The following is a 23,468-nucleotide window of genomic DNA, read 5'->3' on the forward strand; positions in this document are numbered from 1 at the left end:
CACCTTTCCTGCATCCCGTCACAAGACGCCCACACATATAACCCGCAACCGGGCGTTCCGTGGGCGCCAAACTGACGAGGAGTGCCGATATGGCCCAAGTCTCCCTTACCTTCCCCGATGGCAATTCGCGTTCCTATGACGCCGGCGTGACGCCTGCGCAGGTCGCGGCCGACATCTCCACCTCTCTCGCCAAAAAGGCGATCTCGGCCACCGTCGATGGCAAGCACTGGGATCTCCAGTGGCCGATCGAAGCCGACGCCTCCATCGCGCTGCACACGCTGCAGGACGAAGCGCAGGCCAACGAGCTGATCCGTCACGACCTCGCCCATATCATGGCGCGGGCGGTGCAGGAGATCTGGCCCGACACCAAGGTCACCATCGGCCCCGTCATCGAGAATGGCTGGTACTACGATTTCGACCGCTCGGAGCCCTTCACGCCCGAAGATCTCGGCCTCATCGAGAAGAAGATGAAGGAGATCATCAACAAGCGTGATGCGGTGCGCACCGAAGTCTGGGACCGTGCCCGCGCGGTCAAGCACTATGAGGACAACGGCGAGCCCTACAAGGTCGAGCTGATCGACGCCATTCCGGGCGACGAGCCGCTGCGCATGTACTGGCACGGCGACTGGCAGGACCTTTGCCGCGGTCCGCACCTGCAGAACACCGGGCAGGTGCCGGGCGACAGCTTCAAGCTGATGTCGATCGCGGGCGCCTACTGGCGCGGCGACAGCAAGCGTCCGATGCTGCAGCGCATCTACGGCGTGGCCTTCCGCAACAAGGAACAGCTCAAGGCGCATCTGACGATGCTGGAGGAGGCCGCCAAGCGCGACCACCGCAAGCTGGGCCGCGAGATGGACCTGTTCCACATGCAGGAAGAGGCCCCTGGTCAGGTGTTCTGGCACCCCAACGGCTGGACCGTCTACACCACGCTGCAGGACTACATGCGCCGCAAGCAGCGCGCCGGTGGCTACCGCGAGATCAACACGCCGCAGGTGGTGGACCGCAAGCTGTGGGAGGCCTCGGGCCACTGGGACAAGTACCAGCACCACATGTTCATCGTCGAGGTGGATGAAAGCCGCGACGGCGAGAACGACGATGCCTCGGCCAAGAACCGGGAGCAGACGCGGATCAACGCACTGAAGCCGATGAACTGCCCCTGCCACGTGCAGGTGTTCAACCAGGGCCTCAAGTCCTACCGCGACCTGCCGCTGCGGCTGGCCGAGTTCGGCTCGTGCAACCGCTTCGAGCCCTCGGGCGCGCTGCACGGGATCATGCGGGTGCGCGGCTTTACCCAGGACGACGCGCATATCTTCTGCACCGAGGACCAGATCCAGGCCGAATGCGCGCGCTTCATCGACTTCCTCGCGAACATCTACGAAGAGCTCGGCTTTCCCGAGTTCGAGATCAAGTTCGCCACCCGTCCCGAGAAACGGGTCGGCACCGAGGAGTCGTGGGACTACGTCGAAGGGGCGCTGGAGAACGCGATCAAGGCCGTGGGCCGCGAGTACACGCTCGAGCCGGGCGACGGTGCCTTCTACGGTCCCAAGCTCGACTTCTACCTGACCGACGCAATCGGCCGGGTCTGGCAGTGCGGCACCTTTCAGGTCGATCCCAACCTGCCGGAACGGCTCGGCGCGACCTACATCGCGGCGGATGGCGCCAAGCACCGTCCGTTCATGCTGCACCGCGCGACTCTCGGGTCCTTCGAGCGCTTCATCGGCATCCTGATCGAGAACTGGGAAGGCAAGCTGCCCTTCTGGCTCGCCCCGCGTCAGGTCGTAGTCGCCTCGATCACCTCCGAGGCCGATGACTACGTGAACGAGGTCGTCACGAAGCTGGCTGCCGCCGGTGTCCGCGCCGAGGCCGACGTGCGCAACGAGAAGATCAACTACAAGGTGCGCGAGCATTCGGTCGGCAAGGTCCCGGTGATCCTCGCCGTCGGCGCCCGCGAAGTCGAGGAACGCACCGTCTCGGTGCGCCGCCTTGGCGAGAAGCAGACCAGCATGGCAACGCTCGACGAGATCGTCGCGAGCCTGACGGCAGAAGCAACGCCGCCGGACCTGCGATAAGCTCTGACACATATCGGAAAGCGATGGGCGGTGACGGAAGTCGCCGCCCTTTCTCGTCACATAGCCCTTCCACTCCAGGTTAACCCCCGCCCCGGGCCCGCCCCCGCCCCGGGCTTGCCCCGGGGCCCCGCCTCCCATTGCACCCACCCGTACCAGCGCGGGGCGCGTGACGAACCTACCCCGGCAAGGTCACCACAATGGCACCACGCTCGGTCGCCACGACCGTATGCTCATATTGCACCACCGGCGCGCGCGGCTCGCTGTAGAGCGTCCAGCCGTCCGGCCCGTCGCTGGCCCAGAGGCCCCCGGTCGACAGGAACGGTTCGACCGTGATCACCAGCCCCTTGTTGATCTGCCGCCGGTCATCGCGGGTGGGCCATGTCGCGATTTCCTCGGGGTACTCATGCAGCGAGCGGCCGACCCCGTGGCTGGCAAGGTTGCGGATCAATGTATAGCCCTGCTCGGCGGCGAAGCGGCCGATCGCGTTGCCGATCGACGACAGCGGGCGGCCGTGACGGACCTGGCCGATGCCGATCTGCATGGCGCGGCGTCCATCCCGGCACAGGCGGTCCTGCGAAGGGCGTGTCGGGGCAATGCGGAAGGTCGCGCCGGTATCGGCAAAGTAACCATCCTTGGAGGCCGAGACGTCGATGTTCACGAGGTCGCCCTTGGCGATCACCCGGTCGCCGGGGATACCGTGGGCAATTTCCTCGTTCACGCTGATGCAGGTCGCGCCCGGAAAGCCATAAGTGGACTGCGGCGCCGAAACCGCGCCCTCGCGTTCCAGCAGGTCCCGTCCGATTTCGTCAAGCTCCCCGGTCGTCATGCCCGGCTCCATGGCGCGGGCCATGGCCTGCATGGTATTGGCGACGATGCGGCCGATGTGTTTCAGCCCGTCCAACTCGTCCTGTCTGGTGATCGTCATCTGTCCGCCCTCGCAACTGCGCCCGCCAGTCTACCCGCAAGCCGCCGACTTGTCCCGGCCGGAACACTCATCGCCCCTGTGGCACGCGCCCGGCCCCTCCGGAAATGCCGGTAAATAAGGCATCATTCTTCGTATTTATGCGAAGCTGCTTCAAGTCAGTGCGACAACGCACAAAGGCCAAGACCTTGAAAAGGAACGCCTTAACCCGGATGGCAGAAAAACCACGTATGCCGTGGTATTCCGCCGGTGACCCGGGGGGGCCACAGCTTTTCCTTGCCAGAGCGGCCCACGCTTTTCTAACCTCCGGTACGTCAAAAGGCTGGTCCTGCCCTCTACGTCGCATCGAGGGAGGACCGATCCGGCCGCAACAGGGGTAAGGCGACGGGTTTCTCATATGGACATCACGTTTCTTCTGAACGGAGAGACTGTGGTCCTGAATGGCGTGGCGCCGACGACCACGCTTCTGGACTGGCTGCGCGAGGAGCGCGGGTTGACCGGCACCAAGGAAGGCTGCAACGAAGGCGATTGCGGTGCATGTACCGTCATGGTGACGGACGAGAGCGGGCCGAGGGCCCTGAACGCCTGCATCCTGTTCCTGCCGCAACTGCACGGGCGCGCGGTGCGCACGGTCGAAGGCGTGTCGGGGCCGGACGGAACGCTGCACCCGGTGCAGCAGGCAATGGTCGAGCATCACGGATCGCAGTGCGGCTTCTGCACCCCGGGCTTCATCATGTCGATGGCCACCGCCCATGCCCGCGGCGCCACGGATCACGACGACCAGCTGGCAGGCAACCTCTGCCGCTGCACCGGCTATGCGCCGATCATCCGGGCCGCCCGGTCAGCCGAAGGCACCCCGGTGCCCGAATGGATGGCCGATGAGGTGCCGGGCTCCACCCCGCCCGCGCCGACCGCATCGGGCCCGTGGATGCCGGCGAGCACCGACGAGCTGGCCACGATCTATGCCGCGCATCCGGAGGCCGTGCTGGTGGCCGGTGCCACCGATGTCGGCCTCTGGGTCACCAAGGCGCTGCGCGAGCTCGACGAGGTGATCTTTCTCGGCCGCTGCGACGACCTGAAGGCGGTCGAGGTAACGGAAGCGTCGATCCGCTTCGGCGCCATGGTCGACATGAACACGGTACGGGCGACCCTCGCTCCGCTGTTCCCCTCCTACGGCGAGATGATCCGCCGCTATGGCTCGACACAGGTCAGGAACGCGGCGACCATCGGCGGGAACATCGCCAATGGCTCGCCCATCGGGGACAACCCGCCCGCGCTGATCGCGCTTGGCGCCACCCTGCACCTGCGCAAGGGCGAGATCCGCCGCGATCTTCCGATCGAGGACTACTTCCTCGACTACGGCAAGCAGGACCGCGCGCCCGGCGAGTTTGTCGAGGCGGTGACGATCCCGCGCCAGACCGACCGGCTGAAGTGCTACAAGCTGTCGAAACGGTTCGATCAGGATATCTCGGCGGTCTGCGGCTGTTTCAACGTGACGATCGAGGACGGCACCGTGCGCGCCGCGCGAATTGCCTTCGGCGGGATGGCTGGCGTGCCGAAACGGGCGGCTGCGGTCGAGGCCGCGCTGGTCGGGCAGCCCTGGACCGAGGCCACGGTAGCGGCCGCGCAGGCCGCCTTCGACCACGATTTCACACCGATGAGTGACATGCGCGCCTCGGCCGGCTATCGGCTGGCAAGCGCGAAGGCGATGCTGGCGCGCTACCTTGCAGAGGACATGGGCGAAGGCGCCTCGGTGCTGGAGGTGCGGGCATGAGTGTCGCGAGTTCCCTGCCCCACGACGCCGCGCGCCTGCATGTGACAGGCGCCGCGCGCTACATCGACGATATCCCGACGCCAAAGGGGTGCCTGCACCTTGCCTTCGGGATGAGCCCGGTGGCCCGGGGCCGGATCACCGCGATGGACCTCGACGCGGTACGCGCCGCGCCCGGCGTGGTCGCGGTGCTGACCGCCGAGGACATGCCCTTCGAGAACGATGTCTCGCCGTCCAACCACGACGAGCCGCTGCTGGCGGAGGGAGAGGTGTTCTACGTCGGCCAGCCGGTCTTTGCCGTGGTGGCGGCAAGCCACCTCGCCGCCCGCAAGGCGGCCAAGCTGGGCCAGGTCAACTACGAGGAACTGGAGGCCATCCTGACGGTTGATCAGGCGATGGCCGCGAACAGCCGGTTCGAGGAGGGCCCGAGGGTCTACTCCAAGGGCGATGCAGCGGCGGCGCTGGCCAAGGCGCCGCAGGTGATCGAGGGCAGCTTCGAGATCGGCGGGCAGGAGCATTTCTACCTCGAGGGACAGGCCGCGCTGGCGCTGCCGCAGGAGGGTGGAGACATGGTCGTCATGTCCTCGACCCAGCACCCGACCGAGATCCAGCACAAGGTGGCGGAGGCGCTCGGGGTGCCGATGCACGGTGTCCGGGTCGAGACGCGGCGCATGGGCGGCGGCTTCGGCGGCAAGGAGAGCCAAGGCAACCACCTCGCCGTGGCCTGCGCCGTGGCGGCGCGCGCCACCGGCAAGCCCTGCAAGATGCGCTACGACCGCGATGACGACATGGTCATCACCGGCAAGCGGCACGATTTCCGCGTGACCTACCGCGCCGGGATCGACGCGGAGGGGCGGGTGCTGGCGGTCGACTTCGTGCACTACGCCCGCTGCGGCTGGGCGCAGGACCTGTCGCTGCCGGTCGCCGACCGGGCGATGCTGCATGCCGACAACGCCTACCTGCTGGACAACATCCGGATCGAGAGCCACCGGCTGAAGACCCACACGCAGTCCGCCACCGCCTACCGCGGCTTCGGCGGGCCGCAGGGGATGATCGGGATCGAACGGGTGATGGACCACGCGGCGCACGTGCTGGGGATGGACCCGGTCGAGCTGCGGCGGCGGAACTACTATGCGGAGGCCGCGGACGGGGGGCCGTCTGCCCCCCGGTCGGCTGCGCCGACTCCCCCCGAGGATATTTTGGACCCAAGGAAGCACGTGGAATATGCCTCGCGCGGGTCCGTCTCGGAGGTGTCGCAGCCGGGGGTTCCGGCGGCGCCGAAGGGGGCGCAGACCACGCCCTATGGCATGGAGGTCGAGGATTTCATCCTGCACGGGCTGACCGACCGGCTGCTGGAGACCAGCGACTATGCCGCGCGGCGGGCGGCGGTGGCCGAATGGAACGCGTCGCACCGGCTGGTGAAGAAGGGGATCGCCTTTTCGCCGGTTAAGTTCGGGATATCCTTCACCCTCACCCACCTGAACCAGGCGGGCGCGCTGGTCCATGTCTACCAGGACGGCTCGGTCCATCTGAACCATGGCGGCACCGAGATGGGACAGGGACTGTTCCAGAAGGTCGCGCAGGTGGCGGCGGCCCGGTTCGGGATCGGGCTGGAAATGGTGAAGATCACCGCGACCGACACCGGCAAGGTGCCGAATACCTCGGCCACCGCGGCCTCGTCGGGGAGCGACCTGAACGGCATGGCGGTGAAGGCCGCCTGCGACACCATCCGCGACCGCATCGCCGCCTTCCTCGCCGAGCAGCACCAGTCCGAACCGGCCGAGGTGCGCTTCGAGGGTGGCCGCGTCCATGTCGGCTCCGAGAGCTACGCCTTTGCCGAGGCGGTGGAACGGGCCTACGTGGGTCGGGTCAGCCTCTCGGCCACCGGCTATTACAAGACGCCCAAGGTGGCCTGGGACCGGATCAAGGGGCAGGGGCGACCGTTCTTCTACTTTGCCTATGGCGCGGCGGTGACCGAGGTCGCGGTGGATGTGCTGACGGGCGAGAACCGAATCCTGCGGGCGGATGTGCTGCACGATGCGGGCGCGAGCCTGAACCCGGCACTGGACATCGGGCAGGTCGAGGGCGGCTACGTGCAGGGCGCGGGCTGGCTGACCACCGAGGAACTGGTCTGGGACGGCAAGGGGCGGCTCAGGACCCACGCGCCCTCGACCTACAAGATCCCCGCCTGTTCGGACCGGCCCGAGGTGTTCAACGTGGCGCTCTGGGACGGGGCCAACCGGGAGGAGACCATCTATCGCTCCAAGGCGGTGGGCGAGCCGCCCTTCATGCTGGGGATTTCCGCCTTTCTCGCGCTGTCGGACGCGGTGGCGGCCTGCGGGCCGCATTACCCGGCGCTGAACGCGCCGGCCACCGCCGAGGAGGTCTGGCGGGCCATCGGGAGGGCGCGCGATGGGGTTTGACCTCGACGGTCTGCGCACTGCCATTGCGGCGCATGGGCGGGTGACCCGCGTGGTGATCGCCGCGCTGAAGGGGTCGAGCCCGCGCGAGGTCGGCGCCGCCATGCTGGTCTGGGAGGACGGGCAGTCCGGCACCATCGGCGGCGGCGCGCTGGAGTACGAGGCAGCGGCGCGGGCGAGAGCCCTCACGCAGGACCGGCTGAGCCAGCATGCGCTGGGGCCGGAGCTTGGCCAGTGCTGCGGCGGGGCGGTGACCCTGCTCTCGGAAGTCTACGATGCAGCACGCGTCGGGGCACTGGACCCGGAGGTGGTGGCGCGCGGGCCGGGCGAGATGCCGCTGGCCGTGGCCCGGCTGCTGGCGCGAGCACGCAACGGCGCCGCGCCGTTGGCAGCGCAGCTGGTCGATGGCTGGCTGGTGGAACCGGTTCACCGGGCAACGCGACGGATCTGGATCTGGGGCGCGGGCCATGTGGGCCGGGCGCTGGTCGGCGTGCTGGCCCCCCTGCCCGATCTCGATATCACCTGGATCGATACCGCGCCGGACCGCTTTCCCGCCGAGGTTCCCGCAGGTGTCACCGTGGTGCCCGCACGCGAACCGGCGTCGCTGGTGGCCCATGCCCCCCGCGAGGCCGAGCACCTGATCCTGACTTATTCGCACGCGCTGGACCTCGAGCTCTGCCATCGCCTGCTGGGCCACGGGTTCGCCAGTGCCGGGCTGATCGGCTCGGCCACCAAGTGGGCCCGGTTCCGCGGCCGACTTGCCGCGCTCGGTCATCCCGTGGAACGCATCGCGCGCATCACCTGCCCGATCGGGGACCCCGCGCTCGGGAAACACCCGCAGGCCATTGCCCTCGGTGTGGCCGCGCGCTTACTGAGACCGCGGGCAGCGCATCCCGCCCGAAAGGACCAGACCGCATGAGCGAGACCCTCCTCAGCATCAGGGGCCTGACCAAGGCCTATCCCGGCGTTGTCGCCAACTCCGACGTCTCCTTCGACATCGGCGCGGGCGAGGTTCACGCGCTGCTGGGCGAGAACGGCGCGGGCAAGTCGACGCTGGTCAAGATGATCTACGGGCTGGTCAAGCCCGACAGCGGCGCCATGACCCTGCGCGGCGCCCCCTATGCCCCGGCCGAACCGCGCGCCGCGCGGGCCGACGGGATCGCCATGGTGTTCCAGCATTTTTCGCTGTTCGACGCCCTGAACGTCGCCGAGAACATCGCGCTGGGGATGGAGAACCCGCCGCCGATGCGCGACCTCGCCCGGCGCATCCGCGAGGTCTCGGAAACCTACGGCCTGCCGCTGGACCCGTTCCGCACCGTGGGCGACCTCTCGGCCGGCGAACGGCAGCGGGTCGAGATCATCCGCTGCCTGCTGCAGGACCCCAAGCTGCTGATCATGGACGAACCGACCTCGGTGCTGACGCCGCAGGAGGTGGAGATCCTGTTCAAGACGCTGACCAAGCTTTCAGCCGAGGGCACCGCGATCCTCTACATCTCGCACAAGCTCGAGGAGATCCGGACGCTCTGTGACCATGCCACCGTGCTGCGGCTGGGCAAGGTGGTGGGCGAATGCGTGCCGCGCGAGAGCACGGCGCGCGAGATGGCCGAACTGATGGTGGGCACCACGCTGCAGACCCCGACGCGCGCGGGGCGCGAACTGGGGCCAGTGGCGCTGGCGCTGCGCGGGCTCTCGGCCGCCTCGCCCTCGCAATTCGGCACCTCGCTCAAGAACGTGCACCTCGAGGTGAAGCAGGGCGAAGTGCTTGGCATCGGCGGCGTCGCGGGCAACGGGCAGGACGAGTTGCTGGCGGTCCTGTCGGGCGAGATCCCGACCGACGAGGGTGCCGTGGAACTCAAGGGCGCCGGGATCGGGCGGCTCGGGCCGGCCGAGCGGCGGCGGCTCGGCCTGCTGACCGCGCCCGAGGAACGGCTGGGCCACGCGGCGGCGCCGGACATGAGCCTGACCGAAAACGCCATGCTGACCGGTTCGGTGCGGGAAGGGCTGGAGCGCCGGGGCTTTCTGAAATGGGCGGCCGCGCAGGACTTTGCCGAGAAGATCATCAAGGCCTTCGACGTGCGCACGCCGGGCCCGGACAACGCGGCACGCTCGCTCTCGGGCGGGAACCTGCAGAAGTTCGTGATCGGGCGCGAGGTGCTGCAGCGCCCGGACGTGCTGGTGGTGAACCAGCCGACCTGGGGCGTCGATGCCTCGGCGGCGGCGGCGATCCGGCAGGCCCTGCTGGACCTTGCCGCCAGCGGTGCGGCGGTGATCTGCATAAGCCAGGATCTCGACGAACTGATGGAGATCGCGGACCGCTTTGCCGCGCTGAACGAGGGGCGGCTGAGCGAGCCGCGCCCAACCACCGGCCTCACGGTCGACGAGATTGGCCTGATGATGGGCGGGGCGCACGGCATGGAAGTGGCCGCGGTTGGATAGGCTGCCGCCTCCGGCGGGAGTATTTAGAAAGAAAAGATGACAGGGCGCGCAGACGCCGAAGGGGACAGGGGATGAAGGAATGATCGTGCTGGAGAAGCGGCCACAGCCGTCGCGGGCCTGGTCGCTGGCCACGCCGGTGCTGGCGGTGGTGGCGACCATGGTCTTCGGAGGGCTGCTGTTCGCCCTGCTGGGCAAGAACCCGGTGGAGGCGATCCGCACCATCTTCTGGGATCCGCTGTTCGGCGAGTTCGCCTTCTACTACCGCCCGCAATTGCTGGTGAAGGGAGCGCCGCTGGTGCTCATCGCCATCGGCCTCTCGCTGGGGTTCAAGGCCGGCATCTGGAACATCGGCGCCGAGGGCCAGTACATCATGGGCGCGATCTGCGGCGCCGCTGTGGGCCTCGCCTTCTATCCGCTGGACGCCTGGTATGTCTTTCCCCTGATGGTGCTGGGCGGCGCGCTTGGCGGCTGGGCCTGGGCGATGATCCCGGGGATCCTGAAGGTCAGGTTCGGCACCAACGAGATCCTCGTTTCGCTGATGCTGGTCTACGTGGCCGAGCAGCTGCTGGCCTCGATGTCGCTGGGCCTGCTGAAGAACCCCGAGGGCTTCGGCTTTCCCGGCAGCCGCAACCTGAACGACTACCCTTCGGCCTCCAGCTGGATCTCGCAGGACCTCGGGATGCACTGGGGCGTGGTCGCGGCCTTCATCGCGGTGATCTTCGCCTATGTGCTGCTGAACCGGCACATGGCCGGGTTCCACATCCGCCTGACCGGCGACGCCCCGCGCGCGGCGCGCTTTGCCGGGGTGCATCCGGGGCGACTGATCCTGTTCTGCCTCGGCGTCTCGGGTGCGCTGGCCGGGCTTGCGGGGCTGTTCGAAGTGGCAGGCCCCGCCGGTCAGATCACCATCGACTTCAACACCGGCTATGGCTTCACCGCGATCATCGTCGCCTTCCTCGGGCGGCTGCATCCGGTCGGCATCCTTTTGGCAGGCGGGCTGATGGCGCTGACCTATATCGGGGGCGAGGCCGCACAGAGCCAGATGGCCCTGCCCGCCGCCGCGATCCAGGTGTTCCAGGGCATGCTGCTGTTCTTCCTGCTGGCACTGGACCTGCTGACCAACTACCGGCTGCGGCTGAAAACGCGAGAGGTGGCCTGAGCCATGGACATATCTTCAATCAACCCCGTCCTGCTCATCGCCTCGCTCATGGTCGCGGCAACCCCGATCCTGCTGGCCGCCATCGGTGAACTGGTGGTGGAAAAGGCGGGCGTTCTGAACCTCGGGGTCGAGGGCATGATGATCACCGGTGCCATCGCGGGCTTTGCCGCCGCGGTCGAGACCGGGTCGCCCTTTGTCGGCTTTGTCGCCGCAGCAGCAGGTGGCGCGGCGCTCTCCATGCTCTTCGTTCTGCTGACCCAGTTTGCCCTCGCCAACCATGTGGCCAGCGGCCTCGCCCTCACCCTCTTCGGCCTCGGTCTCTCGGCACTCATCGGGCAGAGCTATGGCGGGGTGAAACCGCCGCCCATCGGCAAGCTCGACCTCGGGCCGCTCAGCGACCTGCCGGTGATCGGACCGATCCTGTTCAGCCAGGATCTCGTGGTCTACCTCGGCATCGCACTGGTGGCGGCGGTCTGGGCGCTGCTGAAGTTCACCCGCGCCGGGCTCGTCCTGCGCGCCGTGGGCGAGAGCCACGACGCCGCCCATGCGCTCGGCTACAAGGTGGTGCGCATTCGTATCCTCGCCATCCTCTTCGGCGGCGCCTGTGCTGGTCTTGGCGGCGCCTACATCAGCCTTGTGCGTGTGCCCCAGTGGACCGACGGGATGACGGCGGGCGTGGGCTGGATCGCTCTCGCGCTGGTTGTCTTCGCAAGCTGGCGGCCCTGGCGGGTTCTGCTCGGTGCCTATCTTTTCGGCGGCATCACCGTGCTCCAGCTGAACCTGCAGGCAGCAGGCGTTGCCATTCCCGTCGAGTATCTGGCAATGTCGCCCTACATCATCACGATCGTCGTGCTCGTGATCCTTTCCGCGGACAAGAACAAGGCGCCTGCCTCTCTTGGCCGCATTTTCCATGCCTCCCAGTGAGGCGACCACAACCATGCCCCGCAGGGGGCCAACACAAAGACCAGGGGGACCCGGTATGAAACTCACCAAACTGCTTGCAGGCGTTGCGATCGGCCTCGGCCTCGCCACTGCCGGCATGGCCCAGGACAAGCCGAAGATCGGCTTCATCTACGTCGGTCCCGTGAACGACGGCGGCTGGAGCCAGCACCACCACGAGGCCGCGATGGCCATGAAGGAACACTTCGGCGACGCGGTCGAAGTCGTCGAGCGCGAGAACGTTCCGGAAGGTGCCGACGCCGAGCGCGCGATCACCGACATGGCGCTGAAGGGTGCCGACCTGATCTTCACCACCTCCTTCGGCTTCATGGACCCGACCATCAACGTCGCCAAGAAGTTCCCCAAGGTGAAGTTCGAGCACGCCACCGGCTACAAGACCGCCGATAACGTCGGCGTCTACTCGGCCCGCTTCTACGAGGGCCGCGCCGTGACCGGCTTCCTCGCCGGCAAGATGACCAAGACCAACAAGATCGGCTACATCGGCTCCTTCCCGATCCCCGAGGTCATCCGTGGCATCAACTCGACCTTCATCCACGCCAAGAAGGCCAACCCGGATGTGGAACTGTCGGTGGTCTGGGTGAACACCTGGTTCGACCCGGCGAAAGAGGCCGACGCCACCCAGGCGCTGATCGATCAGGGCGTCGACGTGGTTCTGGCCCACACCGACTCGACCGCGCCGCTGGCCGTGCTCGAGAAGTCGGGCGGTTACGGCTTTGGCCAGGCGGCCGACATGGCCGAGTTCGGCCCCAAGCCGCGGCTCTCCTCGATCATCGACGAATGGGCGCCCTACTACATCGCCCGCACCCAGGCCGTGATTGACGGCACCTGGGCCAGCGACAACACCTGGGACGGCATCGCCGCAGGCATGGTCGGCATCGGCGAGATCTCCAGCGAGGTTCCGGCCGAGATCAAGGCCGAAGCCGAGGCGCTCAAGGCCTCCATCGAATCCGGCGAGTACCACCCCTTCACCGGCCCGCTGAACAAGCAGGACGGCTCGACATGGCTGGCCGAAGGCGAAGTGGCGGACGACGGCACCCTGGCCGGGATGAACTTCTACGTCGAAGGCGTGAAGGGCGATATCCCGCAGTAAGCCGACCTTTCGAAGGTTACGAGAAAGCCCCGCGTCTGCGGGGCTTTTTTTGTGCCCCATCCGATCCTCGGGAGTCACGCAAGTAACTGACGTCTTGGGCTGATCGTGCTAGGCTGCCCCAAGGTCACAGCCGCCCGGGTGCCGCCATGCAGGACAAATGGAACGACGGAGACGCCTACGAGTTCTACGTTGGCCGCTGGAGCCGGAAAGTGGGAGCCGGTTTCCTCGACTGGCTGAACGCCCCGGCAGGGCTCAGATGGCTTGACCTCGGCTGCGGAACCGGCGCGCTGACGAACCAGATCCTTGAAGCCTGCCAGCCGCTTGCGGTCACGGGCGTCGAACCATCCGAGGGCTTTCTGTCGGCGGCGCGCAAGAGGGTCGGCGCGCGTGCAGATTTCCGGCAGGGCGGTGGCGAGGATATCCCGGTGGAGGACGGCAGCGTAGACTGCCTCGTATCCGGCCTCGTGCTGAATTTCATTCCTGACAAGGGCCGCGCCCTGGCCGAGATGGCGCGCTGCGTCGCGCCCGGCGGAACGGTCGCGGCCTATGTATGGGATTACGCCGGTCACACCCAGTTCATGCGCTACTTCTGGGATGCCGCCGTCGCGCTGGACCCTGCGGCTAAGGCGCAAGATGAGGGCGTCCGCTTTCCCATCTGCAACCCCGAGGCGCTACAGAACCTCTTCGCCTCCGCCGGACTGAAGGATGTCGAGGTCACCGCCATCGACATCGTCACACCCTTTCCGGATTTCGACGACTACTGGGCTCCGTTCCTTACCGGCGTCGGGCCGGCTCCGGGGTATTGCATGTCGCTGGACGAACCGCAGCGTAACAGTCTGATGGAGCGGCTGGCGAAAGCCGTGCCGACCGATCCCGCCGGACGCATCCTGATGGCCGCCCGCTGCTGGGCCGTTCGCGGAACGCGCTAGGCGCTGCCACGCGTCGAGGCAGTATCGCCCCAAGCCCCGCGAAATGATCGCGGCCCCGCGCAGGTTCCTGTTTGCGGCCCGACCGTCCCCTTCCATAGTGCGACGGACGACAACAGGAGACACCCCCGTGACCATCGAAGACCGCCTGGCCGAGCTCGGCATCACCCTGCCCGACTTCTCGGACGGCAATTACTACGGCACCACCTACGGCAAGATGAAGACCCACCACATCGTGGGCAATGTCCTCTACCTTTCCGGCCATACGCCGGTGCAGAACGGACAGGTGCTGCACCCCGGCCGCGTCGGCGGCGAGATCACCCCCGAGCAGGGCTACGAGGCCGCACGGCTGACCGGCATCAACATGATCGCGGGGATGAAACACGCCCTCGGCGACCTTGGCCGGGTCAAGGGGCTGATCCGTTGCCTCTGCTTCGTTGCATGCGAGCCCGACTTCAACGATGTCCACCTCGTCTCCAGCGGCTGCAGCGACGTGCTGTTCGACGTCTTCGGCGACCCGGCGGGGATCGGCGGGCGCGCGACCATCGGCGTCCAGTCCCTCTGCGACAAGATGTGTTTCGAGACCTGGTCCGAGGTCGAGATCGCCTGAGACACGGCTTTGCCCATTGACGCGACGCCAGCCTGTGCCAGTGTCGCGCCATGACACAGCTTACCACTCCTGACGGCACGCCCGTCTCGCGCTTTGCCTTCGGCACCATGCAATTCGGCGGCCGCGCCGACGAAACCGACAGCCGGGCGATGTACGACGCCTGCCGGGCGGCCGGGATCAACCACTTCGACACTGCCTACGTCTACACCGATGGCGCCTCGGAAACCCTGCTGGGCGGGATGGCGGCGGGTGAACGTGACAGCCTGCTGATCGCGACCAAGGCCGGTTACGTCGGCGGCGCCTCGGCCGCGAACATGCGCGACACGCTCGACGTCTCGCGCCAGCGGCTCGGGTTCGACACGGTCGACCTGTTCTACCTGCACCGCTTCGATCCCGAGACCGACCTGCGCGAGTCGATGGAGTGTTTTGCCAGCCTGAAACAGGCCGGGCTGATCCGCTATGTGGGCGTTTCGAACTTTGCCGCGTGGCAGGTGATGAAGGCCATCCGCGCCGCCGCCGAATTCGACCTGAGCGTCGACGTGCTGCAACCCATGTATAACCTCGCCAAGCGTCAGGCCGAGGTCGAGATCCTGCCGATGTGCGCCGATCAGGACGTTGCGGTTGCCCCTTACTCGCCGCTGGGTGGCGGGCTGCTGACCGGGAAATACGCCAGCGGCGGCAGCGGGCGCCTGACCGAGGACGACCGCTATGGCGCGCGCTATGGCAAGGACTGGATGGCGCAGACCGGAGCCGACCTCGCCGCGCTCGCCGCCGAGCTTGGCACCGATCCGGCGACACTCGCCGTTGCATGGGTCGCCGCGCACCCGAGCCATCCCATGCCCATCGTCTCGGCCCGCAACGCCGAACAGCTGGCTCCGTCCCTCGCCGCGCTCGACTTCGCCATGACGCCCGAGCTCTACGCGCGCATCGCCGCGCTGAGCCCGACCCCGCCGCCCGCGACCGACCGGCTGGAGGAACAGGCATGATCGACTTCCTCGTGATCGGCGGTGGCATCGCGGGCCTCAGTGCCGGGGCACGGCTGGCTCCGCATGGCGAAGTGGTGCTGCTCGAAAAGGAAGACGGGCTCGGCTACCACGCCTCCGGACGCTCCGCCGCACTGTACGAGGCGCAGTACGGCAAGGCCTCGACCATCGCCCTGAATCTGGCCAGCCGCACCTTTCACCAAGAGGGCGGCTATCTCTCCCCACGCGGGCTGATGGTGGTCGGCAAGGCCGGGGACGAGGCCGGGTTCCGGCAGGAGGTCGCGGACGCCGGGCTGAACGTCATCAGCGTGGACGAGGCCATCGCGATGGTCCCGATCCTGAACCCCGAGACCGTCGCCTATGCCGCATGGCACGAGGATGCGATGGACCTCGACACCGACCGCATGCTGCAGGATTTCGCCCGCGACATCCGCTCGCACGGCGGGCAGGTGCTGCCGAAGACGCCGGTCGAAGCCATCGCCCGGACCCCGGACGGCTGGGAGGTCACGGCCAATGGCACCACCTACGCCGCGCGCCGGCTGGTCAACGCCGCCGGTCCCTGGGCCGATACCATCGCCGAGATGGCGGGCATGCCGAAGATCGGCATCGTTCCGCACCGCCGGTCGATGGCCCGCATTCCCGCGCCGGGCGGCCATGACATGACCGGCTGGCCGATGATCTTCAGCGTCGGCGAAACCTGGTACTGCAAGCCGGACGCCGGCAAGCTGCTGGTCTCGCCCGCCGAGGAAGACGCCATGGAACCCCACGACGCATGGGCCGACGACATGGTGCTGGCCGAGGGGCTGGCGCGCTACGAGGAAATGATGACCGAACCGGTGACCCGGCTCGAGACCTCGTGGGCGGGGCTGCGCAGTTTTGCCCCGGATCGCCAGCTGGTGCTGGGGCCCGACCCGGTGGACCCGGCCTTTGTCTGGAGCGCCGGACAGGGTGGATACGGTTTCCAGACCGCACCTGCCGCCTCGCAACTGGTGGCGGACCTGACCCTTGGACAGCCTCCGGCACTGGCCGATGACATCGTCGCCGCGCTCCGGCCGGACAGGCTGCGCTGATGCCCAAGCGCCTGATCCCTTCGGTCGAGGGCTACGCCCAGCCCGACGAGAGCGGCAAGCTCTTCGCGCCTGCCGCCGCGCGCAACGTCGCGGCCCTGACCGAGGTGGTGGCGCGGCTGGCCCCGGCCTCGGGCTCGGCGTTGGAGATCGCCAGCGGCACTGGACAGCACGTGTGCAGCTATGCCGTCGCCCTGCCGGACCTGAGATGGCAGCCAACCGAGATCGACCCCGTGCGCCGCACCAGCATCGACGCGCGGGCGGCCGAGGCAGGACTGGCGAACATCGCCCCTGCCCGCGCACTGGATGCGACCGCTCCGGGCTGGAGCACAGAGGTCGCGCCACAGGACCTGATCCTGCTGGCCAACCTCCTGCACCTTGTCAGCCGCGAAGAGGCGCAGACATTGATCAATGAAGCCGCGCTGGCGCTCGCCCCCGGCGGTATCTTCCTCGTCTACGGCCCATTCAGCCGGTCAGGCGCGCTGACCAGCGAGGGCGACAAGGCCTTCGATGCCAGCATCCGGGCAAAGGACGCGCAGGCGGGATATAAGGACGATGGCGAGGTGATCGGGATGATGGAGGCGGCCGGCCTGACATGGGCCGAAACCGTCGAGATGCCCGCCAACAACCTCGTGCTGGCGGCGCGCCGGGACTGACGCGCCCCTAGTTGTAGAACGGCAGGTAGTCGACCTCGGAGGCGATGGGGAAGGCCGCGGGCTGTTGCCCCTCGCCCCGCGCCACCAGACCCGGAAAACGCTCTTCAAGGGCCTCGCGCTGCTCGCCGCCCAGCGCCTCGATGGCGGCGGCATCGGGCAGGAAGCTTTCAACCGGCAGGCCGTTCGCCGTCAGCACCTGATGGGTTTCAAAGACCAGCTGGAAGTAGGTCACGCTCTCGACCGTGGTATCGGCATAGATCGCGTCGCTGCTGCCCGCCAGCTTGCGGGCCTCGGTCAGAACAAGGTGCGAATCCTCGACCCCGGCCAGTCGGAACCCCGGGATCAGGAGGCGATGATCCGGTGCCACCAGCAGGTCGCGCTGGGGCATCATCGGACCGATGGCACGCGGCTTCAGCCGGATGGGGGCAAGCGTTGGAAACGTCTCGATCTGTTCGCGGGTAATGCGGCGCTTCCAGACCATCTGGACCGGCTGCAGCCCCCGGCGCGTGACGATCAGGTCACCCGGGCGCACCACCTCGATCCGTCGCAGGCCACAGGGGGTCCGCAGTTGAGCCCCTTCGGCGATTCCCCCGGCAAAGCGTCGCGGCAGGAGCTCTGCGATCTCGATTTTTCCTTGGAAACTCAATGTTATGCTTTCCCGCTCGAGTGGTCGTTTCAGCAAGTCTATGACTTACTGAGGCGGAAATGCGGAGGATTGGTGCCGTTTTGTGGCCAAAAAGGCAGAGGTCGAAACCAAGTGACCGGATTTTGACCGGCCCGCGTAACGTTTTGGCAAGGTCCCCGAGGCAGGAGAACCGCGCCGGTACGGCTCGCGCACCGGCGCCGGAGGTCAGGCCCTGAGCGCGCGTTTGCGCAGGCCGCGCAGCGCCCCGAACGCACCGAGACCGGCCATCATCAGCACGCCGGCCGCGGGCAGCGGAACCGGCGTCGTCTCGGGGACGGTCACCTGCGGGGTGTCCGTGGACGACCCGGTGTTGGCGCTGAAGATCGACAGGTTGTAGGCCAGCGTCCCATAGGTGCCGTAGAGCTGGAGATAGAGCGTCCCGGTGAAATCATCGCCCAGGGTCAGCGACAGGCTCTGGTCCTGCGACTGGTTGTAGTAGCTGAACGAGACCGTGCCGAGCGTCGTGCCTTCCCAGGCGCTGTTCTGCAGCGCCGAGGTCTTGTAGAGCACGTTGCCGCCAGCGGAATAGCTGTAGCCCTGCGTGCCGATGGTCGAGAAGGTCAGCGTGAGCGAGTCGCCCGCCGACAGACCGGTCAGGGCCAGCAGGTCATAGTCGTTGCCGCCGTACCAAGTGCCCGAGACCGAGGTCACGTCCGAGGCGACGGTGGTGAAGTTCTGCCAGTCTCCGGAGTAGTCGCCACCGGCAACGTCGGCTTCGGACAGGGTGCTCGCCACGGCGGGCGAAACGAGGGTAACAAGCCCCGCGAAAGCGGCGGCGAAGGCACGTGAAAACAGGGGGTACATCGGGGTCACCAGAAGAAGTGAGGAGAGCTGCCCTATACGCCCGCGCCCGACGCCACTCAACAAGATCCCGTTCGGTACCCCACGTCACGGGAACGATCCGTCACAGTGCCACTCGCCGTTGCTGGAACGGAAACATCCGGGCGTAAAACCACGCCCCGAAGCCTCCTCCGCCACCTCGATTCGATAGCGCCGGACACGCGAACCGCCGGCGCGGGAACCCGGCACCGGCGGTCCTGTGTCCAGTGGTCCTGAACCGTCAGCCGTCCTTGCGGATGACCTCGTTCTTCGGATCGTAGGGGCTGTCCTCGACGATCTCCGCGTCCCACAGCTGGTTCAGCATCCGCACCTTCAGCTTGGTACCGACCACCGCCAGTTCGGGCGAAACATAGCCCATGCCGATGGACTTGCCGAAGGCGACCGAATAGCCGCCCGAGGTCAGGCGCCCGACCTTGGTATCGCAATCATAGAGCGCCTCGCGGCCCCACGGATCGGCATCCTCAGGTCCGTCGATCAGCAGCGTGACGCACTTCGAACGGATGCCCTTGGCCTCCATCGCGGCCTTGCCCCGGAACTCCTTGCCGAGGTCGACAAAGCGGGGCAGGTCGGCTTCCAGCGGAGTCGCGTCGCGGCCCAGTTCGGTGCCGAAGGCGCGATAGGATTTCTCCTGCCGCAGCCAGTTCTGCGCCCGTGCGCCGACCAGCTTCAGCCCATACTTCTCGCCCGCCGCCATCAGCTGGTCCCACAGGTAGGTCTGCATCTCGATCGGGTGGTGCAGTTCCCAGCCCAGCTCGCCGGTATAGGCCACGCGGATGGCGCGGACCGGGCACATGCCCAGCTCGATCTCGCGCATCGACAGCCACGGGAAGCGCTTGTTGGACAGCACCGTTTCGGGCGAGGCGTCCTTGACGATCTCGTTCAGCACGTCGCGCGACTTGGGCCCAGCGATGGCGAAGACGCCCCATTGGGTGGTCACGTCCTGGATCTCGATATAGCCGAACTCACCCGCCTTATCCTCGGCCGCCTTCTTCAGGTAGTCGGCGTCATAGGCCGTCCATGCTCCGGCGGAGACGAGGTAATACTCGTTCTCGCCCAGACGGACGATGGTGTACTCGGTGCGGGTGGTGCCCGCATCGGTCAGCGCATAGGTCAGGTTGATGCGGCCAACCTTGGGCAGCTTGTTGCAGGTGAACCAGTCGAGGAACTGGGTCGCGCCGGGGCCCTTGACCACGTGCTTGGTAAAGGCGGTGGCGTCGATCAGGCCCGCACCCTCTCGGATCGCCTTGGCCTCTTCCACCGCGTACTGCCACCAGCCGCCACGGCGGAAGCTGCGCGCGGCGTGATCGTCGAAACCGACCGGCGCGTAGTAGTTCGGACGCTCCCAGCCGTTCACCTGTCCGAACTGCGCGCCCAGTGCCTTCTGGCGGTCATAGACCGGCGCGGTGCGCAGCGGGCGAGCCGCCTCGCGCTCCTCGTCCGGGTGGTGGAGGACGAAGACGTGCGCGTAGCACTCCTCGTTCTTCTGCACCGCGTACTCGGTGGTCATCCACGAGCCGTAGCGCTTGGGATCGAGCGACGCCATGTCGATCTCTGCCTCGCCCTCGACCATCTGCTGGGCAAGGTAATAGCCGGTGCCGCCTGCCGCGGTGATCCCGAAGGAGAAGCCCTCGGCCAGCCACATGTTGCGCAGGCCCGGGGCCGGGCCGACCAGCGGGTTGCCATCGGGGGTATAGCAGATCGGGCCGTTGAAATCGTCCTTCAGGCCCACGGTCTCGGAGGTCGGGATCCGATGGATCATGCTCATGTACTCTTCCTCGATCCGTTCGAGGTCGAGCGGGAAGAGGTCGGCCCGGAAGCTCTCCGGCACGTCGTACTTGAAGCGCGCCGGGGCGCCCTGTTCGTAGGGGCCGAGGATCCAGCCGCCGCGCTCTTCACGAACGTACCACTTGGCGTCGGCATCGCGCAGCACCGGGTGTTCGCCATGGGTCTTGCGGTACTCGACCAGCGCCGGGTCCGGCTCGGTCACGATGTACTGGTGCTCCACCGGGATCGCCGGGATCTTGATGCCCAGAAGCTTGGCGGTGCGCTGCGCATGGTTGCCGGTGGCGGTCACGACATGCTCGGCGGTGATCACCTGTTGTTCCTCGGAGGGGACGAGGTTCCCGCCCTTCTCGACCATCTTGGTCACGGTCACCTTCCACTCGGACCCGGTCCACTCATATCCGTCGACCTGCCACTTGCGCTCGATCAGGACGCCGCGCTGGCGGGCGCCCTTGGCCATCGCCATCGTCACGTCGGCCGGGTTGATGTAGCCGTCGGTCGGGTGATAGATCGCGCCCTTCAGGTCATCAGTGCGCACCAGAGGCCAGCGGTCCTTGATGTCGTTCGGCGACAGCCACTCGTAGGGCACGCCGCAGGTCTCCGCGGTGGAGGCATAGAGCATGTACTCGTCCATCCGCGCCTGGGTCTGCGCCATCCGCAGGTTGCCGACGACCGAGAAGCCCGCGTTCAGCCCGGTTTCCTCTTCCAGCGTCTTGTAGAAGTCGACCGAGTACTTGTGGATGTGGGTCGTCGCGTAGCTCATGTTGAAGAGCGGCAGCAGACCGGCGGCGTGCCATGTCGAGCCCGAGGTCAGTTCGTCGCGCTCCAGCAGCATGACATCTTCCCAGCCGGCGCGGGCAAGGTGATAGGCGATCGAGGTACCGACGGCACCACCGCCGACGACGAGAGCTTTGACGTGGGTCTTCATGGGCGCGACTCCGGGGATATGCGATTCTGGAGTCGGTTTTAGCGGAACCAGCAAAATATGTGCGGCAGGCCCGACATGTGACAGCCCGAAACCGACGCGGGCGCAGTCAGGGTGCGACTTGCACCGGGAACCCCCGCCGCAGCGTACCGAACGCCGCAGCGAAGGTGCCTGTTTCGCGGGCGACATCCCTCGGATCGACCGCAAGGGCGAGGCCGGGAAGACCGTCGCCGGCGATGAATAACGCGCGGAGGGCCTGTAAGCCGGATTCTGTTCCGGGGTTGCCCCCTTCGATGACCATTCCTCTGGCGCACGTGTTGCCACGGCGCTCAAGCTGCCAACCCGACCCCTCTCGGCGGAAGCGAGCCTAGCGGCGGTATCCCTTGCGGGACCGGTCCCGCGCGGGGGTCCTATTCGGCATTGCTCCCGGTGGGGCTTGCCATGCCGCCCCCGTTGCCGGGGGCGCGGTGGGCTCTTACCCCACCGTTTCACCTTTACCCCGATCTGACTCGGGGCAGACTGTTCTCTGTGGCGCTTTCCGTCGGGTTTCCCCGCCCGGGCGTTACCCGGCACCGCTGCTTCCTGGAGTCCGGACTTTCCTCGAGGCTTGCACCCCGCGGCCATCCGGCCCTCCGCGCATCGCGGCATGTGGCATCAAGGACGGCGCAGGTCAAGCACCGGTCGCACGGCGAGACCGGGAACCGGGCTTCAGCCCTGCAGCACCCTCAGGTCGTCGCAGGTCACCCCGCCCCGGCCCCAGGGCCGATAGCGCAGGCGCACCGCCGCCAGCAGGGTCTCGTCATCCGCCTCGGCGGTGAATCCCGCCGCCCGCGCAAGATCGCGCAGGCGCGCGCCCGCCGGAACCTCGCCGGTGCCCGGCATCGCTGCCAGCCCCTGCCGCGCCAGCCGCGCCCAGTCGAACCGTTCGCCCGGATCGGCCTTGCGCCCCGGCGCCATGCAGGAATGCCCGATCACCCCCTCGGGTGCGATCTCCCAGCGCGCCATGATACCGGGCAGCAGCGCCTCCAGCGCCCGCATCTGCGGTTCGGAGAACGGATGACGCCCGGTGTTGTCGAGCTCGATCCCGATGGAGCGTGAATTGATGTCGTCCTGCCCGCGCCATTCCCCCGCCCCGGCGTGCCAGGCCCGCATCTCCTCGTCGACCAGCTGCCAGAGCGTGCCGTCGTTGCCGATCAGGTAATGGGCGGAGACCTCGGCCAGTGGATCGCAGAGACGCTCGAGCGCCGCGGCGGCCGAGGACATGGCGGTGTAATGCAGGACGATGAGCGAGGGCGTCAGCCCGTCACGCCGCGGGCCGAAGTTCGGCGAGGCGTGACGGATCATGCCGCTCAGTTGTTCTTGGCCGCGCGGAACGGCGCCGGGTTCCAGGCGCAGGCGTAGCCGTCCCCATCGGGGTCCAGCCCCAGCCGGTCGCGCTCGGGCCCGCCCTTGGACAGAAAGTCCATCTGGGCCTGGTCCGGCGAGTCGTACTTGGCGCAGGCGCGCTGGGTCCGGCCCGGCAGGCCGACGCCGGAACGGTCGTACATCCGCGTGCCGCGCGGGTGCGAGGTCTGCAGCGCGAAGGTCACGATGTTGGGATCGGCACTCCCGGTGCGCGAGGGCAGCGCGGTCGGCTGGATCACCTCGTATTCCTGCTTCATCTGGGCGATGCGCTGCGCGTCGTCCTGAATGGTCCGTTCCGCCGACACCGCCGCGAAATCGTTCTCGGCCGAGATGCCCGGGTTGTCCGGCACCGCCGACTGGCCGGTCACGTCCACCGCACCGGCCTGAACCTGCGGCTGCGCCACCGCCTCGGGCAGAGGCCGCGCCGCCGGTTCGGCGACAGGCTGGGATCCGGCCGGGGACGAGGCCGCGAGCGCCGCTGCGGTTTCCGCCGCGATATCACCGGAATCCGCGCTGCTTCCCAGCCCCGCCGTTCCGGTCGCGCTCAAGGGCTGACCATCCACTGCCATCGGCGGCGCGAATCCGCCACCGGCGAGCGCCTGCTCGCGCGCCGCCCTGTCGGACTGGGAATCGAAATAGCCCGGCCCGCTCTCGGGAACCTGGGGGGCGCAGGCGGCCAGAGCGCCGACCGCCACGAGGGAAAAGAACAACCGCATGATTTGCCTCACAACTGCCACTTCGGGCTATCGCTGTCTTGGCCCGC

At 67.5% G+C, this 23,468-nt stretch carries 19 protein-coding genes and 1 other RNA gene; 13 read left to right on the top strand and 7 right to left on the bottom strand.

Annotated features, from left to right (window positions below):
- Positions 1-89: 89 nt before the first annotated feature.
- The gene (thrS, locus tag DDT93_RS10990; RefSeq protein WP_109465896.1) at positions 90-2,069 is read left to right on the top strand and encodes a threonine--tRNA ligase; all 1,980 of its coding nucleotides are present in this window, start codon (positions 90-92) and stop codon (positions 2,067-2,069) included.
- A gap of 175 nt (positions 2,070-2,244) precedes the next feature.
- Here thrS and map read toward each other — a convergent pair whose 3' ends face one another.
- On the bottom strand, positions 2,245-2,994 hold the full coding sequence (gene map / locus DDT93_RS10995) for a type I methionyl aminopeptidase (RefSeq protein WP_109465897.1): 750 nt from the start codon (positions 2,992-2,994) through the stop codon (positions 2,245-2,247).
- A 394-nt stretch (positions 2,995-3,388) separates the two neighbouring features.
- Here map and xdhA point away from each other — a divergent pair, with 394 nt between their 5' ends.
- The 12 genes from xdhA to DDT93_RS11055 all read left to right on the top strand — a co-directional run bounded on the left by xdhA (position 3,389) and on the right by DDT93_RS11055 (position 17,069).
- Positions 3,389-4,765 (top strand): xanthine dehydrogenase small subunit, encoded by a 1,377-nt coding sequence (xdhA, locus tag DDT93_RS11000; RefSeq protein WP_109465898.1) that lies wholly within the window; start codon positions 3,389-3,391, stop codon positions 4,763-4,765.
- Positions 4,762-7,185 carry a xanthine dehydrogenase molybdopterin binding subunit gene (xdhB, locus tag DDT93_RS11005; protein ID WP_109465899.1) on the top strand — a complete coding sequence of 808 codons (2,424 nt, stop codon included), beginning with the start codon at positions 4,762-4,764 and terminating at the stop codon, positions 7,183-7,185. The genes xdhA and xdhB overlap by 4 nt, the downstream gene beginning before the upstream one ends.
- On the top strand, positions 7,175-8,101 hold the full coding sequence (gene xdhC, locus DDT93_RS11010; protein ID WP_109465900.1) for a xanthine dehydrogenase accessory protein XdhC: 927 nt from the start codon (positions 7,175-7,177) through the stop codon (positions 8,099-8,101). Before xdhB ends, xdhC begins: the two co-directional genes overlap by 11 nt.
- On the top strand, positions 8,098-9,618 hold the full coding sequence (locus tag DDT93_RS11015) for an ABC transporter ATP-binding protein (RefSeq protein WP_109465901.1): 1,521 nt from the start codon (positions 8,098-8,100) through the stop codon (positions 9,616-9,618). The genes xdhC and DDT93_RS11015 overlap by 4 nt, the downstream gene beginning before the upstream one ends.
- Positions 9,619-9,697: 79 nt before the next feature.
- On the top strand, positions 9,698-10,777 hold the full coding sequence (locus DDT93_RS11020) for an ABC transporter permease (protein ID WP_109465902.1): 1,080 nt from the start codon (positions 9,698-9,700) through the stop codon (positions 10,775-10,777).
- Positions 10,778-10,780: 3 nt separating this feature from the next.
- A complete protein-coding gene (locus DDT93_RS11025; RefSeq protein ID WP_109465903.1) occupies positions 10,781-11,701 on the top strand; it encodes an ABC transporter permease in 921 nt (306 codons plus the stop codon).
- 55 nt (positions 11,702-11,756) lie between these two features.
- The gene (locus tag DDT93_RS11030; protein ID WP_109465904.1) at positions 11,757-12,827 is read left to right on the top strand and encodes a BMP family ABC transporter substrate-binding protein; all 1,071 of its coding nucleotides are present in this window, start codon (positions 11,757-11,759) and stop codon (positions 12,825-12,827) included.
- A gap of 146 nt (positions 12,828-12,973) precedes the next feature.
- The gene (locus DDT93_RS11035; RefSeq protein ID WP_109465905.1) at positions 12,974-13,756 is read left to right on the top strand and encodes a class I SAM-dependent methyltransferase; all 783 of its coding nucleotides are present in this window, start codon (positions 12,974-12,976) and stop codon (positions 13,754-13,756) included.
- Positions 13,757-13,883: 127 nt separating this feature from the next.
- A complete protein-coding gene (locus DDT93_RS11040) occupies positions 13,884-14,363 on the top strand; it encodes a RidA family protein (RefSeq protein ID WP_198654824.1) in 480 nt (159 codons plus the stop codon).
- A gap of 50 nt (positions 14,364-14,413) precedes the next feature.
- On the top strand, positions 14,414-15,349 hold the full coding sequence (locus DDT93_RS11045; RefSeq protein ID WP_109465907.1) for an aldo/keto reductase: 936 nt from the start codon (positions 14,414-14,416) through the stop codon (positions 15,347-15,349).
- Positions 15,346-16,416, top strand: a complete 1,071-nt coding sequence (locus tag DDT93_RS11050; protein ID WP_109465908.1) for an NAD(P)/FAD-dependent oxidoreductase — start codon at positions 15,346-15,348, stop codon at positions 16,414-16,416. The genes DDT93_RS11045 and DDT93_RS11050 overlap by 4 nt, the downstream gene beginning before the upstream one ends.
- Complete coding sequence (locus DDT93_RS11055; RefSeq protein ID WP_109465909.1) at positions 16,416-17,069, top strand: DUF938 domain-containing protein; 654 nt, start codon at positions 16,416-16,418, stop codon at positions 17,067-17,069. The genes DDT93_RS11050 and DDT93_RS11055 overlap by 1 nt, the downstream gene beginning before the upstream one ends.
- Before the next feature lie 7 nt (positions 17,070-17,076).
- Here the strand turns inward: DDT93_RS11055 and DDT93_RS11060 are convergent, their stop codons facing one another.
- The 6 genes from DDT93_RS11060 to DDT93_RS11085 all read right to left on the bottom strand — a co-directional run bounded on the left by DDT93_RS11060 (position 17,077) and on the right by DDT93_RS11085 (position 23,421).
- The gene (locus DDT93_RS11060) at positions 17,077-17,715 is read right to left on the bottom strand and encodes a Hint domain-containing protein (RefSeq protein ID WP_157960147.1); all 639 of its coding nucleotides are present in this window, start codon (positions 17,713-17,715) and stop codon (positions 17,077-17,079) included.
- A gap of 204 nt (positions 17,716-17,919) precedes the next feature.
- Positions 17,920-18,558, bottom strand: a complete 639-nt coding sequence (locus DDT93_RS11065) for a VPLPA-CTERM sorting domain-containing protein (protein WP_109465911.1) — start codon at positions 18,556-18,558, stop codon at positions 17,920-17,922.
- 256 nt (positions 18,559-18,814) lie between these two features.
- Positions 18,815-21,304 (bottom strand): GcvT family protein, encoded by a 2,490-nt coding sequence (locus DDT93_RS11070; RefSeq protein ID WP_109465912.1) that lies wholly within the window; start codon positions 21,302-21,304, stop codon positions 18,815-18,817.
- Between the two features lie 240 nt (positions 21,305-21,544).
- Positions 21,545-21,937, bottom strand: an RNA gene (rnpB, locus tag DDT93_RS11075) — RNase P RNA component class A.
- Between the two features lie 72 nt (positions 21,938-22,009).
- Positions 22,010-22,645 (bottom strand): N-acetylmuramoyl-L-alanine amidase, encoded by a 636-nt coding sequence (locus tag DDT93_RS11080; protein ID WP_109465913.1) that lies wholly within the window; start codon positions 22,643-22,645, stop codon positions 22,010-22,012.
- A gap of 5 nt (positions 22,646-22,650) precedes the next feature.
- Complete coding sequence (locus tag DDT93_RS11085; protein WP_109465914.1) at positions 22,651-23,421, bottom strand: hypothetical protein; 771 nt, start codon at positions 23,419-23,421, stop codon at positions 22,651-22,653.
- Positions 23,422-23,468 lie beyond the last annotated feature (47 nt).

The sequence above is a fragment of the Albibacillus kandeliae genome (genome assembly GCF_003116585.1).
In the GTDB taxonomy this organism is placed as follows: Bacteria; Pseudomonadota; Alphaproteobacteria; order Rhodobacterales; family Rhodobacteraceae; genus Albibacillus; species Albibacillus kandeliae.